The organism is Streptomyces sp. NPDC051567 (assembly GCF_044454165.1).
Taxonomy (GTDB): domain Bacteria; phylum Actinomycetota; class Actinomycetes; order Streptomycetales; family Streptomycetaceae; genus Streptomyces.
In genome coordinates, this window is record NZ_JBITDK010000011.1 from 102,658 (window position 1) to 118,940 (window position 16,283).

General features: G+C 74.6%; 14 protein-coding genes. 11 read left to right on the forward strand and 3 right to left on the reverse strand.

The window, feature by feature from the left end; translation table 11 throughout:
- The first annotated feature begins 892 nt into the window (after nt 1-892).
- The 3 genes from dhaK to ACIA5F_RS15150 all read left to right on the forward strand — a co-directional run bounded on the left by dhaK (nt 893) and on the right by ACIA5F_RS15150 (nt 3,021).
- Nucleotides 893-1,891 (forward strand): dihydroxyacetone kinase subunit DhaK, encoded by a 999-nt coding sequence (dhaK, locus tag ACIA5F_RS15140; RefSeq protein WP_399352888.1) that lies wholly within the window; start codon nt 893-895, stop codon nt 1,889-1,891.
- Between the two features lie 93 nt (nt 1,892-1,984).
- Nucleotides 1,985-2,596, forward strand: a complete 612-nt coding sequence (dhaL, locus tag ACIA5F_RS15145) for a dihydroxyacetone kinase subunit DhaL (RefSeq protein WP_399353069.1) — start codon at nt 1,985-1,987, stop codon at nt 2,594-2,596.
- Nucleotides 2,593-3,021, forward strand: coding sequence for a PTS-dependent dihydroxyacetone kinase phosphotransferase subunit DhaM (locus tag ACIA5F_RS15150; protein WP_399352890.1), 429 nt, complete (start codon nt 2,593-2,595; stop codon nt 3,019-3,021). Before dhaL ends, ACIA5F_RS15150 begins: the two co-directional genes overlap by 4 nt.
- A 93-nt stretch (nt 3,022-3,114) precedes the next feature.
- On the opposite strand, the gene ACIA5F_RS15155 is transcribed toward ACIA5F_RS15150, so the two are convergent.
- A complete protein-coding gene (locus ACIA5F_RS15155) occupies nt 3,115-3,546 on the reverse strand; it encodes an RNA-binding S4 domain-containing protein (protein ID WP_399352892.1) in 432 nt (143 codons plus the stop codon).
- Between the two features lie 357 nt (nt 3,547-3,903).
- Here ACIA5F_RS15155 and ACIA5F_RS15160 point away from each other — a divergent pair, with 357 nt between their 5' ends.
- The 4 genes from ACIA5F_RS15160 (at nt 3,904) to ACIA5F_RS15175 (ending at nt 8,366) form a co-directional block, all read left to right on the forward strand.
- Nucleotides 3,904-4,299, forward strand: a complete 396-nt coding sequence (locus ACIA5F_RS15160; protein WP_399352894.1) for a molybdopterin-binding protein — start codon at nt 3,904-3,906, stop codon at nt 4,297-4,299.
- Nucleotides 4,300-4,480: 181 nt separating this feature from the next.
- Nucleotides 4,481-5,299 carry a molybdate ABC transporter substrate-binding protein gene (gene modA, locus ACIA5F_RS15165; protein ID WP_399352896.1) on the forward strand — a complete coding sequence of 273 codons (819 nt, stop codon included), beginning with the start codon at nt 4,481-4,483 and terminating at the stop codon, nt 5,297-5,299.
- Nucleotides 5,300-5,485: 186 nt separating this feature from the next.
- Nucleotides 5,486-7,429, forward strand: coding sequence for an ABC transporter permease (locus ACIA5F_RS15170; RefSeq protein WP_399352898.1), 1,944 nt, complete (start codon nt 5,486-5,488; stop codon nt 7,427-7,429).
- Between the two features lie 421 nt (nt 7,430-7,850).
- Nucleotides 7,851-8,366, forward strand: coding sequence for a lytic polysaccharide monooxygenase auxiliary activity family 9 protein (locus ACIA5F_RS15175; protein ID WP_399352900.1), 516 nt, complete (start codon nt 7,851-7,853; stop codon nt 8,364-8,366).
- Between the two features lie 416 nt (nt 8,367-8,782).
- Here the strand turns inward: ACIA5F_RS15175 and ACIA5F_RS15180 are convergent, their stop codons facing one another.
- Complete coding sequence (locus tag ACIA5F_RS15180) at nt 8,783-10,873, reverse strand: SpoIIE family protein phosphatase (RefSeq protein ID WP_399352902.1); 2,091 nt, start codon at nt 10,871-10,873, stop codon at nt 8,783-8,785.
- Nucleotides 10,874-11,093: 220 nt separating this feature from the next.
- Here ACIA5F_RS15180 and ACIA5F_RS15185 point away from each other — a divergent pair, with 220 nt between their 5' ends.
- The 3 genes from ACIA5F_RS15185 (at nt 11,094) to ACIA5F_RS15195 (ending at nt 14,060) form a co-directional block, all read left to right on the forward strand.
- Nucleotides 11,094-12,158 (forward strand): cation diffusion facilitator family transporter, encoded by a 1,065-nt coding sequence (locus ACIA5F_RS15185; protein WP_399352904.1) that lies wholly within the window; start codon nt 11,094-11,096, stop codon nt 12,156-12,158.
- 126 nt (nt 12,159-12,284) lie between these two features.
- Nucleotides 12,285-12,758, forward strand: coding sequence for an NUDIX domain-containing protein (locus tag ACIA5F_RS15190; RefSeq protein WP_399352906.1), 474 nt, complete (start codon nt 12,285-12,287; stop codon nt 12,756-12,758).
- A gap of 48 nt (nt 12,759-12,806) precedes the next feature.
- Nucleotides 12,807-14,060: a Tm-1-like ATP-binding domain-containing protein gene (locus ACIA5F_RS15195; protein ID WP_399352908.1), complete on the forward strand. Its 1,254-nt coding sequence runs from the start codon at nt 12,807-12,809 to the stop codon at nt 14,058-14,060.
- Between the two features lie 72 nt (nt 14,061-14,132).
- On the opposite strand, the gene ACIA5F_RS15200 is transcribed toward ACIA5F_RS15195, so the two are convergent.
- A complete protein-coding gene (locus ACIA5F_RS15200; RefSeq protein ID WP_399352910.1) occupies nt 14,133-14,468 on the reverse strand; it encodes a DUF6191 domain-containing protein in 336 nt (111 codons plus the stop codon).
- 321 nt (nt 14,469-14,789) lie between these two features.
- Here ACIA5F_RS15200 and ACIA5F_RS15205 point away from each other — a divergent pair, with 321 nt between their 5' ends.
- Nucleotides 14,790-16,271 carry a hypothetical protein gene (locus tag ACIA5F_RS15205; RefSeq protein WP_399352911.1) on the forward strand — a complete coding sequence of 494 codons (1,482 nt, stop codon included), beginning with the start codon at nt 14,790-14,792 and terminating at the stop codon, nt 16,269-16,271.
- The last annotated feature ends 12 nt before the right edge of the window (nt 16,272-16,283 follow it).

Below are 16,283 nucleotides of genomic sequence, written 5' to 3' on the forward strand. Positions count from 1 at the left end.
GCGACAGGGGGCACCCGGACGCACCGTGCGGCGGCGATCTACTCCCGCCGATTATCCGTCCGGCATCAGTCCCGTGTCAGGTACATCAAAGACTCTCCTCGATTGCGCAGCAGTGCGGGGAAGGTCATGAGCGAGGAATTCCCCGCAGGCCGGGCAGTATCCGCCCCAGCGTCGCAGAAGCCGGGCGGTGTACACCCGTCATCCACCTGAAAAGTTCGGCCGCGCATCGCCCCCGGCGACCTGACAAGGAGTCTGCGGAGCGGACGTCATGGAGGTGTTGTGGAGAACCCGCTGATCAGGGGGACGGGTCGTGAACCGTGCCGCCTGCCGCTCGATGGAGTGGCCTTCCCCCTTGCTTTAAAGCGGACGCTCTCCCCGGAGCAACGGTTCCACGGCGGGAGTGAGATGGGTCACAACACCTGACGATCATTCCGCGCGCCGGTGTGCATTCCTCATCGGGCGAATGTGCGGACCGAATCCGCCACCGGTCAATTGGACTGCACCCATTCGTGGTCGCCGTGATCCCGGAAATCTCCCGCCCCGCTTGCCGCCCCGGCCGCCCCGGCGCCTGGTTCAAGCCACGCGGCGCCCGTCGACGGTCTCGCGGACCCGGCCGGACCGTCTGACGGAGAGTCCATTGCTCGTTCGCGCCAGCGACCAGGGGTACGACCGGTTCCGACACGCAGCAAGCCCACCCGTCCTCACACCAGCAGAGAACTACCGAACGCCAACCGTGACAAGACCGGCTAACAAAGCACTAATGGTGTGGAGCGGCGGGCGCCGTCGACGCGGGCGCGACACTCCTGCCCGGCCCCCTCCTCCGTCCATACTGGGCGGACGGCGCCCGCCCCCCGGACCCGCCCGCCAGCCTGCCGAGGAGATTCCGTTGAGGATGCTGATCAACAGTCCGCAGACCGTGGTCGCCGACGCGTTGCGCGGAATGGCCGCCGCCCACCCCGAGCTGGACGTCGACGTGGCGGGCCGTGTCGTCGTGCGCCGGGACGCGCGGGAGGGCGGACGGGTCGGGGTGGTGTCCGGGGGCGGCTCCGGGCACGAGCCGCTGCACGCCGGGTTCGTGGGGTACGGGATGCTGTCGGCCGCCTGCCCCGGGGAGGTGTTCACCTCGCCCGTGCCCGATCAGATGCTGCGTGCCGCCGCCGCCGTGGACGCGGGCCGGGGGGTCCTGTTCGTCGTCAAGAACTACACCGGGGACGTGCTGAACTTCCAGATGGCCGCCGAACTCGCCGAGGAGGACGGCCTGCGGATCGAACGGGTCCTCGTCGACGACGACGTCGCGGTCACCGACAGCCTCTACACGGCCGGGCGGCGCGGGACCGGGGCGACCCTGTTCGTGGAGAAGATCGCCGGGGCCGCCGCGGAGGAGGGCGCTCCGCTGGAGCGGGTCGCGGCGCTGGCCCGGCGCGTCAACGACTCCTCGCGCAGCTTCGGGGTGGCACTGAGCGCCTGCACCACCCCCGCGAAGGGCAGCCCGACCTTCGACCTCCCGGACGGGGAACTGGAGTTGGGGGTCGGCATCCACGGCGAGCCGGGCCGGGAGCGGCGGGCGACGATGACGGCCCGGGAGATCGCGGAGTTCGCCGTCGGGGCCGTCCTGGAGGAGCTGGCGGAGGTGGGCCCGCCCGGTGGACCGGTGCTCGTGCTGGTCAACGGGATGGGCGCGACCCCGCTGCTGGAGCTGTACGGGTTCCACGCGGAGGTGGCGCGCATCCTGGGCGAGCGGGGGGTGCCGGTGGCACGGGCGCTCGTCGGGAACTACGTCACCTCGCTCGACATGGCCGGGTGTTCGGTGACGCTGTGCCGCGCCGACGAGGAGTTGCTGAGGCTCTGGGACGCACCCGTCCGGACCGCCGCGCTCCGCTGGGGGCGCTGACCGGGCCGCTGAACGTAAGGTGGCGCGGGGACTGGCCAGGCGGATGTGAGGCGAGGAGATCCGGTGCGTGACGCAGACTTCTTCCGGCGCTGGATGGCGACCGCCGCGACCGCGGTGGAACGCGAGGCGGACCGGCTGACCGAGCTGGACTCCGCCATCGGCGACGCCGATCACGGCAGCAATCTGCTCCGTGGCTTCACGGCGGTACGGGCCGCCCTGGAGGAGCATCCCCCGGCCGCACCGGGCGCGGTGCTCCAACTGGCCGGGCGGACCTTGATCTCGACGGTGGGCGGCGCCTCGGGACCGCTGTACGGGACGCTGCTGCGGCGCACCGGCAAGGAACTCGGCGAGGACGCCGAGGTCTCCGACGAGGAACTGCGCAAGGCCCTGTACGCGGGGGTGGGCGCGGTGGCGCAACTGGGCGGCGCGGCGCCGGGCGACAAGACGATGCTGGACGCGCTGGTCCCGGGCGTGGCCGGGCTGAGCACCTCGTACCGGGCGGCCGGGGAGGCCGCGGAGAACGGCGCGCGGGCGACGGTGCCGCTGCGGGCGCGCAAGGGCCGGGCGAGTTACCTCGGCGAGCGCAGCGTCGGGCACCAGGACCCGGGGGCGACCTCGGCGGCGCTGCTGCTCGGGGCGCTCGCGGACACGGCGGAGCGCGGCGACGCGACGGACACCGCCGCCGCCGGGGACGGCGCCCGGTGACCGGGCCGGCGGTGGACCCGGTGACCGGGCCGGCGGTCGGCATCGTGCTGGTGTCGCACAGCGCGCGCGTCGCAGAGTCGGTGGCGGAGCTGGCGCGCGGCCTGGCGGCCGGGGGGCCACAGGTCCCGCTGGCCGCGGCGGGCGGCACGGCGGACGGCGGGCTCGGCACGAGCGCGGAGCGGATCGTCACCGCCGCGCGGGAGGCGGACCGGGGCGCCGGGGTCGTGCTCCTGGCGGACCTGGGCAGCTCGGTGCTGACGGTGAAGGCGCTGCTGCTGGACGAGGAGCTCCCGGCGGGCTCCCGGCTGGCGGACGCCCCGTTCGTGGAGGGCGCGGTGGCGGCGGTGGTCGCCGCGTCCGCCGGATTCCCGCTGACCGGGGTCCTGTCCGCCGCCGAGGAGGCGTACACGTACCGGAAGGTGTGACCGGAAGGTGTGACCGGAAGGTGTGACCGGAAGGTGTGAGCCGGGCCGCCGCCCCGGGCCCGCGCGTGCGCGCCCGGCCCCGGGGCGGGGTGGTCAGCGGCCCCGCAGGGTCTCGGTCTCCCGGCGCTCCCGCTTGGTCGGGCGGCCCGCGCCACGGTCGCGGATGCCGACCACGGCGGCTTCGACCGGGGTGGGCGGCGGCGGGCTGTTGTCGATGAGACACTCCGCCGCGACCGGCGCGCCCACCCGCTTGGCCACGGGCCGCCGTACGACGACGATCCGCTCCCGGCCCGCGTGGAAGAGCCGCACCTCGTCACCGGCCCGCACCGGCTGCGCGGGCTTCGCGCGTTCCCCGTTGACCTTCACATGGCCCGCCCGGCAGGCGGTCGCCGCGGTCGAGCGGGTCTTCGTCAGACGCACCGACCAGATCCACGCGTCCACCCGCACCGTCCCCGGATACACACCCGCGTCCGCACCCGTACCCGTGCCCGCAGCCGTGCCCGTACCCGTCACCTCATCAGCCATGCCCCGACTCTAGTGCTGTGACCGGAAAGGTTCACCGGCCCTCGACGCCCGGCACGGCGCCTCGCCGCGTTGTCGGACCACGCAAGTACATCCAGTACAAGCCGTGACCCTCCGCCTTGCGATGCGCTCGGCATCCGAAGGATCAAGGCAAGAGCCGAGACGAAGTGAGCGCAGCGAACGCAGTCGCACCGGACGCCGCGGGCCTACCGGCAAACCTTTCCGGTCACAGCACTAGCGAGACGGCCCGGCCGGGACGGAACGGCTTTTCGGCGTATGCGACAGCACGCATGGCATCTGCCATGCACATCGGCTGAAAAGAATTGCATATGCGGGACAGATGCCCCTACCTTGTCGCACATGCAGTCCTACACCATCGGGCAGGCGGCGCGCCTGCTCGGCGTCAGCCCGGACACGGCACGCCGCTGGGCCGACGCCGGCCGGGTCGCGACCCACCGCGACGAGGGCGGGCGCCGGCTGATCGACGGCCGGGCCCTGGCCGCCTTCTCCATCGAGGTGGGGCAGGGCGCCCACGCCGAGGACGGGGAGCCGTACACCTCGGCGCGCAACGCCTTCCCCGGCATCGTCACCGCCGTCAAGCTCGGCGACGTGGCCGCCCAGGTCGAGATCCAGGCGGGCCCCCACCGGCTGGTCTCCCTGCTCACCCGGGAGGCCGTCGAGGAACTCGGGCTGGAGGTCGGCATGCAGGCCACCGCCCGGGTGAAGTCCACCAGCGTGCACATCGACCTCACCTGAGGCCCACGGCCGGGGCCCGGGGCCCGCTCCCGGAGCATCCCCGGGGCGCCGGGGCCCCGCCCGTCGGCGTCACCGCGCATCCCGCACGTCACCGCCCGCTCCGCCCGTCACCGGCGCGGGTCATCACCGCGCGGAACCGGCACCCGGCCGGCCGCCGACCCGACCGAGGAGCAGTACGCCCATGTCCCCGATCCTGACCCCCCGCCGGGCCGCCGCCGTACTGGCCACGGCGCTGCTCATCCCGCTGGCGGCCTGTGGCAGCGGCGAGAAGAAGCCGGCCGCCGGACCGGCCGCGGGCGCCACCGGCTCCGCCCCGGCCACCACCGGGCCCCAGGCCGCGAACCTCACCGTCCTCGCCGCCTCCTCCCTCACGGACGTCTTCAGGACGGCGGGTGCCGCGTACGAGAAGGCCCACCCGGGGACGAAGGTCACCTTCTCCTTCGCCGGTTCGCAGGAGCTGGCCGCGCAGGTGAAGCAGGGCGCCCCCGCCGACGCGCTGGTCACCGCCGACACCAAGACCATGGACGGCCTCAAGGCCGAGACCAACGACGCCTCGGTCATCGCCAGGAACCGTCTGGTCATCGCCACCGGCAAGGGCAACCCGTTCAAGATCGCCGCTCTCAAGGATCTCGCGGACACCAAGCTGAAGGTCGTCCTGGCCGCGCCCGAGGTGCCGGTCGGCCGGTACAGCAAGCAGATACTCGACGCCCAGAAGATCGAGGTGAAGCCGGTCTCCCAGGAGGCCAACGTCCGCGCCGTGCTGTCCAAGGTCGAGCTGGGCGAGGCCGACGCCGGGCTCGTCTACAAGACGGACTCCGCCAAGTCCGGGGACAAGGTCGTCACCGTGGACATCCCGGACGAGCAGAACGCCGTGGCCTCCTACCCGGCCGCCACGCTCAAGCAGTCCAAGAACGCCGAGGCCGCGAGCGCGTTCGTGGCCTGGCTGAGCACCCCGGAGGCCCAGAAGATCCTCCAGGACGCGGGCTTCCAGAAGGCGTAGCGAAGGCCGCGCCCCGGCGACCGGGGCGCGGCGGGCCGGGGGAGCCTCCGCCGGGGCCGGGGCCAGGAGGCGCCCGGCCCACCCGGCCCGCGCCCCGGCCGTCTCCCGTACTCCTCCGCCCCGCCCCGATCACGGCCACGATCACGGCCACGACCGCCTTCGCGTCGCCCCCAGCCAGGAACCCTCATGAGCAGACTCCGTCCCCGCACCACCCGGCCCCCCGTGGCCCTGGCGATCCCCGCGCTGCTCGCCGTCGCGTTCCTGCTGCTGCCGCTCGTCGGCATCCTCAGCCGCACCCGGTGGGACGAGATCGGCACGCACCTGACCAGCCCCGGCGTGGTCCAGGCACTGCAACTGTCGCTGCTGGTGTCCTTCTGGGCCCTGGGGCTCTCGCTGGTCCTCGGGGTGCCGCTGGCCTGGCTGCTGGCGCGGGTGGACTTCCGGGGCAAGGCGGTCGTCCGCACGCTCGTCCTGCTGCCGATGGTGCTGCCGCCGACCGTCGGCGGTGTGGCCCTGCTGCTCGGGTTCGGCCGGCGCGGGCTGCTCGGGCCCTGGCTGGAGGAGACCTTCGGGGTCACCCTGCCCTTCCACACCTCCGGCGCCGTCGTCGCGGCCACCTTCGTCGCCATGCCGTTCCTCGTCATCAGCCTGGAGGGCGCGCTCGGCGGCCTCAAGCAGAGCTACGAGGAGACCGCCGCCTCCCTCGGCGCCCCGCCGGTCCGGGTGTTCTTCACGGTGACCCTGCCCATGGTCGCCCCCGGCCTGGTCGCGGGCGCCGCGCTGACGTGGGCCCGCGCGCTCGGCGAGTTCGGCGCGACCATCACCTTCGCCGGGAACCTGCCCGGCACCACCCAGACCCTCCCGCTCCAGGTGTACCTGCTGCTCCAGGACTCCCCCGAGGCCGCCACCTCCGTCTCGCTGCTGCTCCTCGCGATCGCCATGGCCGTACTGATCGCCCTGCGCGGCCGGTGGACGGGCACCCCGGCCGCCGCCCGTACGGCACCCGGGACGCCGCCCGCCGCCGAGGAACCCGCGCCGCCGGTCCCGGCTCCCGCCGGGCGGGCGGGGGCCTCGGCCCCGCCCCACGACGGCGGGCGGTGGCCCCTGCACGCCACCGTCACCGGTTTCAACCGGCTCACCCTCGACGCCGGGCCGGGCACCACCATCGCCGTCGTCGGCGAGAACGGGGCCGGGAAGACCACCCTGCTGCGCGCCCTGCTGGGCCTGACCCCGCGGGCCCACGCCGTGCTCCGGCTCGGCGGCGTCGATGTCACCGCCCTGCCCCCGCACCGGCGCCAGGTGGCCTGGGTCCCGCAGGACGGCGCGCTCTTCCCCCACCTGAACGCCCTGGCCAACACCGCGTACGGGCTGCGGGCCCGCCGGGTGCCGCGCGCCGAGGCCCGGCGGGAGGCGCAGGCGTGGCTGGACCGGCTCGGCGTCGGCCACCTCGCCCGGCGCAGGCCCGCGCAGCTCTCCGGCGGCCAGGCGCAGCGGGTCGCGCTGGCCCGCGCGCTCGCCGCCAGGCCCCGGCTGCTGCTGCTGGACGAGCCGCTGGCCGCCCTCGACCAGACGACCCGGGCCCATGTCCGGCACACCTTGCGCACCCACCTGGCCGGCTTCGGCGGGGTCTGCCTCATCGTCACGCACGACCCCGTGGAGGCGGTGTCGCTGGCCGACCGGATACTCGTCCTCGACGGTGGCCGCACCCTCCAGGACGCCCCGGCCGCCGAGGTGACCCGGCATCCGCGCTCCCCGTGGGTGGCCCGGATGCTGGGGCGCAACGCCTGGCCGGGCACCGCCTCGGCGGGCGGGCTCGTGCTCGCCGGCGGGGGCCGGCTGGTGGTGGCCGAAACCCTGCCCGAGGGGACGGAGGCGCTCGCGATCATCGCCCCCGAGGCGGTCTCGGTCCACCGTGACCGGCCGGGCGGCAGTCCGCGCAACGTCTGGCCGGGCACCGTACGGGAGATCACCGCGCTCGGCAGCAGGCTGCGCGTGCTGGTCGGTTCGGCCGGGGCCCCCGACCTGGTCGCGGAGATCACCCCGGAGGCCGCCGTCGAACTGGGCCTCGTCGACGGCGCCGAGGTGTGGACCAGCGTGAAGGCCACCGAGGTCACCCTGGTCCCGCTCTAGGCGTGTTGCCTCGGGAGGTCGGTGACGCGCGGCAGGTCTTGAACATGGCGGAGGTCTCCGGTGTCTTCCGGCGGCGCGCGAACGCGTTCTTCGCCGGGCACGGGATCACCGTCGACCGTGTCCGCACAGCGTCGTCCCGTCACGGTCGAGCGCCCCGGGCGGCGCGGAGGGCGGGTGAGGCCGGCCAGGCGCGGCGGCCGTGAGCAGGGGAGGCCCAGACGGCCGTGCGGGCCGGATGCCGCCGCCCGAGGTAAGGAACCCTGCCGGGAGCCTTGACTGTGACCCGTCAAGCGCTATGGTCCGGACCAAGTGGTGTGACGATGGCCCCGGGGTTCCCCCGGCAGCCGGTGCCACACGGCCGCCGCCCCGGTGCGCCCGTCGTCCCCGCCCTGTGCTCCTCCCCCTACTCCAAGGAGCTGACATGCAACGAAGCAGGTTACTGGCCGTCACCCTCGGCGCGGGCATCGCCCCGCTCCTGGCGGTGTCGCTGCCGGCCGGCACGGCGAGTGCGCACGGGTACATCTCGTCGCCGCCGAGCCGCCAGGCGCAGTGCGCGGCCCGCACCGTCCCGTGCGGTGACATCAAATACGAACCGCAGAGCGTGGAAGGACCCAAGGGCCTGCGCAGTTGTAGCGGGGGCAACGCCCGCTTCCGCGAACTCGACGACGACGGCAAGGGCTGGCAGGTGACCACGGTCAGCCGGACGGCCACCTTCAACTGGCGGCTGACCGCGTCGCACGCCACCAGCACCTGGCAGTACTACGCCGGCGGGGTGAAGGTCGCCGAGTTCAACGACGGTGGGGCCAGGCCCGGTTCATCGGTCACGCACTCGGTGAACTTCGGCGGTGTCAGCGGACGGCAGAAGGTGCTCGCCGTGTGGAACATCGCCGACACCGCCAACGCCTTCTACGTCTGCGTGGACCTCGACATCCGCTGACGCGACGCGACCGCCGGCGCCCGTGCGGCCGTCGGCGCGAGCCACGCTGCGGCAGCCGTCCGCCCGCCCGGGCCGACAGGGCCCGGGACGGGCACGCACCCGCCACCCCGGCGAGCCCCCGCCCGATCGGTTCCGCGGGGCACGGGGCGGCCCGGTGTCCGGCGCGCATCACCTCGACGCGCGCCGGACACCACACCGCCGGTTCAGGAACCGGAAGCGACCGGGAGCACGGGGAGCACGGGGAGTACGGCGACCGGCACGGTCGCCCCGTAGCGGACGGCGAGCCTGTCGTGGCGCGTGGCCACGGCACGGTGGCGCTTGAGCCGCTCGACGCCGCACCCGACCGTCGGCCGCGCCACCGACCTGTCCGGACAACACGCCCAGGCCCTGTCGCCAAGGCCCCGGCCGGCCGGTGTTCAGGCGGCGGGCTGCGGGACGGCGAACTCGCACCACACGCACTTGCCGCCGCCCCGGGGCTCCACGCCCCAGTCGTCCGCGAGCCGGTCCACCAGCATCAGCCCGCGCCCCGACACCGCCCAGTCGCCCGCCTCGCGCCGCTGCGGCAGGGCGCTGCTGGTGTCCTCGACCTCGATCCGGATGCGTCCCTCCGCCGTGAGCCGCAGGCAGACCTGGCCGCCGCCGTCGGTGTGGACGAGGACGTTGGTCATCAGTTCGTCCGCCGCCAGCTCGATCTCGTCGGCCTGCTCCCACGCGCCCCAGGCGGCCACCGCCGCGCGGATCAGGTGCCGGGCCAGGGCGGGGGCGTCCTGGTCCCCGGGGGCCAGCCGCTGGCGGAGCGGGCCGCCGCCGCGCGGGACGGGGGTGCCGCGGCGGCGCAGCAGGAGCAGGGCCATGTCGTCCCCGGCGCCCGCGTCCCCGACCAGGCCGCACAGGACGTCGGCGAGCTCCTCGACGTCGGCCGGGCCGGTCCGGGCCGCCTCCAGGAGGGCGCGCATACCGGCGTCGAGGTCGCCGTCGGCCCGTTCGACCAGGCCGTCCGTGCAGAGCAGCAGGCTGTCCCCGGGGTGGAGTTCTAGGCTGGTGACGGGGTAGCCGGTGCCCGTGCCCGGCAGGTCGCGCGGTGGTGTCCCCAGCGGGAGGCCGCCCGCGATCTGGACGCGGTGGCAGCTGCCGTCGCCGCGCCGCACGACGGGTTCCAGGTGGCCGGCGCGGACCAGTTGGAGCATCCCGGTGGTGAGGTCCACCTCGGCGTAGGTGCAGGTGGCGACCCGTCCCGTGGCCAGTTCGCAGAGGAAGGCCGAGGCCCGCGCCATCGCCGTGCCGGGGGTGTGCCCCTCGATGAGGTAGGCGCGCAGGACGATCCGGAGCTGGCCCATGACGGCCGCCGCGTCCGTGTCGTGGCCCTCGACGTCGCCGGTCATCACCCCGACCCGGCCCTCCCCGAGCGGGATCACGTCGTACCAGTCGCCGCCGATGTCCCGCCCCAGGCCCGAGGCCCGGTAGCGTACGGCGATCCGCGCGCCCGCCACCTCCGGTATCCGGCGCGGCAGCAGGGTCCGCTGGAGCCCCTCCGCGAGGTCGTGCTCCTGTTCGAAGAGGATGGCGCGCTGGAGGCTCTGCGCGATGCCCCCGGCGAGGGCCATCAGCAGGGTGCGGTCCTCGGCGGTGAAGTCGGCGTCCCGCGCGTAGAGCAGGCCGAGCGCGCCGATGGACCGGCCCTGGGCGATCAGCGGCAGGTAGACGCCGCTGCGCACGTCGAGCGGTTCGATGTAGGGCCACAGTGGCGGGTAGCGGCCCTGGAACTCCTCGCGCGAGGCGAGGAAGACGGGCCGCATGGTCCGTACGGCCTCGCTCATGGGGTACTGCTCGTCGATGCGGGTGTACTCGATCTCGGGCCGGTAGGAGCCCAGCCTGCCCTCCGCGGCCAGGCGGACCCGGCCGCCGTCGACGACGCCGAGCATCACGCTGACCGCGCCGAGGTGGCCGAGGGCCTCGGGGTCCTTGAGGACGTCGGTGACCTCGCTGACGGTGCGGGCGTGGGCCAGGATGGCCGTGGTCCGTTCGACGACGCCGGTCATCCGCCGTCCCTCGGCCCGCTCGCCGTCCCCGGCGCCGTCGCCGCTTCCTGTCCCGGTCCCGGGCGGGGAGCCGTGGTCGTGGGCGGCGTCGCGGAGGATGCCGATGACCCGGTGGGGGCGGTCGTCCGGGTCCCGCAGGACGTGTACCTGGACGTGGGTCCAGGAGGAGGAGCCGTCGCGGCGCAGGCTGCGGAAGTAGGCCCCGTAGTGGGTGCGTCCCTCCTTGAGGGCCTGTGCGATCCGTTCTTCGAGCCGGGCCTGCTCGGCCGCCGGGATGCGCTGGCGGAGCCCGGCGGCGGTCCCGTCGAACTCGTCCGGGCGCAGGTCGAGGACCTCAAGGGCGGTGGGGTCCAGGTGTATCCGTCCGCTGTCGAGGTCCCAGTCGAAGGTACCCATGCGGTTGAGCGCCAGACTCGTGTCCGGCCGTGCGGGCCAGTCGACCTCGGGGTCTTCTCCCCTGTGGGCCATGGGGTCAGGGTCTCACTCTTCGCCCTGCGGCGGCGATCCGGACCGGCGGCGGACCGCCTGGCCACCCGGCTCCGACGCACCCGTCCTTCCTGGCATCACCGCAGGTCAGAGCCTTCTTATAGGTAATGACAACGGTCCCCGTTGCAGCCTTTGCCGATCTCGCCGAGGTGCGCTTCACTTCACGCGACGGGACCGACGGAACCGACAGACGGGGGACGTGATGAGCCGGCAGGACCAGGCGCACGACAGGGCGCACGATCACGCGCACGACCACGACGAGAAGCCCGGCGGTGGCCACGGCCACAGCCACGGTCATGGCCACGGCGGCCACAGCCACGGGGTCTCCGCCGACGCCGACCGCCGCTGGCTGGGCATCGCGCTGGGCCTGATCGTCGGGTTCATGGCGATCGAGGTGGTCATCGGGGTGATGGCCAACTCGCTGGCGCTGATCTCCGACGCCGCGCACATGATGACCGACGCCGTCTCGATCGTCCTCGCCCTGATCGCGATGCGGCTCGCCGCCCGTCCGGCGCGGGGCGGGTTCACGTACGGCCTCAAGCGCGCGGAGATACTCTCGGCGCAGGCCAACGGGCTGACCCTGCTGCTGCTGGCGGTCTGGCTGACGTACGAGGCGGTGGAGCGGCTGCTCGACCCGCCGGCCGTGGAGGGCGGGCTGGTCCTGGTGACGGCGCTCGCGGGCATCGTCGTCAATGTGGCCGCCGCCTGGTGCATCTCGCGGGCGAACCGCTCCTCGCTCGCCGTCGAGGGTGCCTACCAGCACATCCTGAACGACCTCTTCGCCTTCATCGGGACCGCCGTCGCCGGTCTGATCGTGCTCACCACCGGCTTCGTGCAGGCCGACGCGATCGCGACCCTCGTGGTGGTGGTGCTGATGGTCAAGGCGGGCTACGGGCTGGTCCACGCGTCCGGCCGGATCTTCCTGGAGGCGGCCCCGGCCGATGTGGACCCGGACGCGGTCGGTGACCGGCTGGTGGGGCACCCGCCGGTCACCGAGGTGCACGACCTGCACATCTGGACCATCACCTCGGGCCAGGCGGCGCTCTCCGCGCACGTGCTCGTGGAACCGGCGGGCGACTGCCACGCCGTCCGCCGCGACCTGGAGCGGATGCTCGACAAGGAGTACGGGATCACCCACACCACCCTCCAGGTCGACCACGCGCAGGACGCGCTGCTCACGCTCGGGCGCGCGGGCGAGGAACCGTCCGGGGGCCACTGCTCGGACGCCCACGGCCCGGTCCACCGGGAGGGCCCGCACGACCACTGAGCGGTGGCGGCAGCGGGCGCCCCGGTGGCCGCCGTCCGGCGGACGGCGGCCACCGGGGCGCCCGAGAGTTCCCGTGCGGAGCGTGCGGGGTATGCGGGGCGTGCGGGGTTCCACGACCATGGTTCCATGACGCACAAGCGGAGCGCCGGGCTGCTGCTGTTCCGCCGTACCGGCGGCGAGGACCTCGTGGAGGTTCTCCTCGGGCACATGGGCGGGCCCCTGTGGAGCACGCGGGACGCGGGCGCCTGGGCCATCCCCAAGGGGGAGTACGGGCCGCGGGAGACCCCCCGCGACGCGGCCCGCCGGGAGTTCGCCGAGGAGACCGGGCTGCCGCCGCCGGAGGGCGACCACCTGCCGCTGGGCGAGGTACGGCTGTCCAGCGGGAAGCTGGTGACGGTCTGGGCGGTGGAGGCGGAGCTCGACCCGGCGCTGATGGTGCCCGGGACCTTCACGATGGAGTGGCCGCCGCACTCGGGCACGGTCCGGGAGTTCCCGGAGCTGGACCGGGTGGCCTGGTTCGCTCCCCCGGCGGCCCGCGCCCTGCTGACGAAAGGTCAGATCCCGTTCCTGGAGCGGCTGCTGGCACTGCTGGAGGGTTGACCCTCCCTTGGCTTGCCAACGAACCCCGCCCGCGGGGACATTGCACCTATGGCGAACGTCGTGCTGGTGGGAACCCTGGACACCAAGGGTGTCGCGTACGGCTGGCTGCGCGAGAGGCTGCTGCGCGCCGGCGTCGAGGTGGTACTGGTCGACGCGGGGATCAGGGGCGAACCCCGGGTGCCCGCCGACGTGTCGCGTGACGAGGTGGCCCGCGCGGCGGGAACCGAGCTGGCACGGGTGCGCGCCGCCGACCGGGACACGGCCGTGGCCACGATGGCCCGGGGCGCGGAGGCGGTCGTCCTGCGGCTGCACGCCGAGGGCCGGCTCCACGGGGTGCTCGCGGTCGGGGGCGGCGGCGGCACCGCCCTCGCCACCCGGGCGATGCGGGCCCTGCCGCTGGGGGTGCCGAAGCTGATGGTCTCGTCCGTGGCCTCCGGGGAGGTGGCCCCGTACGTCGGCTCCTCGGACCTCACGATGATGCACAGCGTGGTGGGGGTGACGGGGATCAACCGCGTCTCCGCGCCGGTCCTGGCCAACGCGGTGGAGGCGGTGGCCGCGATGGCCAAGGCGTTCGCCCGGTCCTCCCTGCGCGGCGGGCCCCCGGCCCGGCCGGGCGCGGGCAGCCGTCCGCTGATCGCGGCGAGCGTGGCGGGCGTGACCACGGCCGGGGTGGACGCGGCCCGGGACCGGCTGACCGCGCTCGGCTACGAGGTCCTGGTCCTCCACACCGGCGGCGCCGGCGGGCGCACCCTGGAGGCCCTGGCGGGCCAGGGGGTCTTCGCGGGCGTCCTGGACCTCACGCTCGACGAGCTCGCCGACGACCTGTGCGGGGGCGCCCGCACCGCGGGCCCCGGCCGGCTCAGAGCCGCCGGACGGGCCGGGGTGCCCCAGGTGGTGAGCCCGGGGGCGCTGGACATGGTGCGGTTCGGCCCGCTGGAGACCCTGCCCGAACGGGCCCGGTACCGGCGGGTGCGCATCCACGACGCGTCCGTCACGATGACCCGCACCACCGAGGCGGAGTGCGCGGAACTCGGCCGCCGGGTGGCCGCCAGACTCCGGGCGTCGAGGGGTCCCACGGCCGTCTGCGTGCCGCTGCGCGGGCTGTCCACGCTCGGCGCGCCGGGCGGGCCGTACCACGATCCCGCCGCGGACCGGGCCCTGTTCGCGGCGCTGCGCGACGGGCTGCGGGGCAGCGCGGCCCGGCTCTACGACTACGACACCCACATCAACGACCCGTCCTTCGGCCGGGCCGCCGCCGACCGGCTGCACGCCATGATCGGTGCGCAACGGGCGGTCGCCTGAGGACGACGGTACGGGGCCCCGGGACCGGGCCGTGGCCCCGGGCAGCCTACGAGGGGACGCGGCCGGGCGGGTTCACGTGGCGTCGCGGAGCGGGACGGGTGCGCCGGGCAGACGGATCACGGCACGGCCCCCGTCGAGGTCGACACGGGAGTGGGGCGGGGCGCCGTCCTCCTCGTCGTCACGCATGACGAGGGCGCTCTGCCGCTCCTTCAGCTCGTTCTGCTTGCCCGGCGAGAAGCTGGCGTGCAGTTGCTCGAAGCCGGTGGAGGAGATCTGGCCCTGCCGGCCGTTCCACCGCCACGGCAGCATTCCCGCGCGGCCCGCACGGACCAGCGCCAGATCGAGGAAGGCCATCGCGGTGAGCAGGATGGCCAGCCCCGGCAGGGTCATGAAGATGACGAAGCCCATGGGCCGACCGTAGCCGACGCCCCCGCCGGGCAGTACCCCCGGGGCCCGCCCACCCCCGCCCACCGACGCCCACCGATGACACCGCGCCCGGTTCCTCTCCCTTTCTCCTCCCTTCCCCCTCCTCTTCCCCTTTGCCTGGTCCTTTCAGCGGTCGCTTCGGGGAGCGGTCGCGGGCCGCCCCGGGGGCCGTGGTCGCGGTCCTCCCCCGGTCCCGTCCGCCGGGTGGACGAAGCCCGTCCGGGGGCACTCCTTAGACTGTGGCTCCTTCCGCCCGTCCGCCTCCCGCGCACCGACCGGTCGTCCGCGCCGCACCCCGAGGACGTGAACACCTCCTTGACCTCCCACATACCCGCCGGCCTGCGCCGGTGGCCCGTATGGCCGGTACCGGTCCTGTGGACGCTGGCTCTCGGCCTCTGGGGGATCTCCCGGCAGGACAGCGTGTGGCGGGACGAGGCGGCGACCTGGCAGGTGGCCCTGCGCTCGACGGGCGAGATCTGGGACATGCTCGGGCAGGTCGACGCCGTGCACGGGCTGTACTACCTGCTGATGCACGGCCTGTTCGAACTCTTCGGGGCCGGTACGACGACCCTGCGGCTGCCGTCCGTCCTGGCGGGCGCGGCAGCCGCGGCCGGGGTGGCGGTGACCGGACGGCGGCTGGCCGGGCCCTGGGCCGGGCTGGGCGGCGGGCTGGCCTTCGGGCTGCTGCCCGCCGTGCAGTTCCACCTCCAGGAGGGCCGCCCGTACGCGCTGGTGACGGCCGGTGCCGGACTCTCCACCCTGCTGCTGGTGTCACTGCTCGCGCCACCGGCCCGGGACCGGACCTGGCCGCGCTGGACGGCGTACGGGGTGACCGTGCTGGTGTGCGCCCTGCTGAACTGGCTGTCACTGCTGGTGCTGCCCGCCCACGCCGTGACCCTGTGGTGGGTGCGGGCCGGGCGGGGGGTGTGGCTGCGGTGGGCGGCGTACGCCGCGGGCGCGGTGGCGGGGGCTCTGCCGCTGGTCCTGTTCAGCCGGGGCCAGTCCGACCAGGTCTCCTGGATACCGCCGCTGACCTGGCACATGATGATCGGTCCGGGCATCCTGCTGACGGCCGGCGGCCTCTGCGCCCTGGCGGCCCGGCGCGGCACGGGAAGGTTCCGCGCCACGGGAAGGCTCTCGGTGGCGGCGGTCGGACTGCCGCTGCTGGCGGTGCCCCAGCTCGGGCTGATCGGGCTGTCGCTGGTGCGGCCGCTCTTCCTCGACCGGTACGTGCTGTTCAGCATGGCCGGTCTGGCCCTGCTGATCGGCGCCGCCCTGGACGCGGCCGTACGGGTCGCCGCGCCCCGCTTCCCCAGGGCCTCGGTGCTGCTGGTGCCGGGCATGGCCGGGATCGCGGTCCTGGCGCTGCTGCCGGTGGAGCTGGGCAAGCGGGCCCCGTCGAGCCGGGTGGACGACGTGCTGGCGGTGGCGGGCGAGGTGGACCGGCTGAAACGGCCGGGCGACGCGGTGCTGTTCGTACCGGCCGCGCGGCGGGACACCGCGCTGGTCTCCCCCGCGGCCTTCGCGGGCCTGGCGGACGTCGCGCTGACCCGCAGCCCAGCCGCCTCGGGAACCCTCAAGGGGGAGGAGGCCGGACCGGCCCTCGTCCGGGAGGCCCTGCTGACCCGGCGGCGGGTGCTGCTGGTGACGGACGCGGCGAAGGTGGCGAAGGCCCCGTCGGCCGCCCGGGACCAGGCCAAGGCGGCCGTGCTCCGGGAACACTTCACGGTGGTGGAGGACCGCCAGGTCCGGGGCCGCCGCCTGACGGTGTACGAGCGGCGCTAGTGCCGCGTCAGG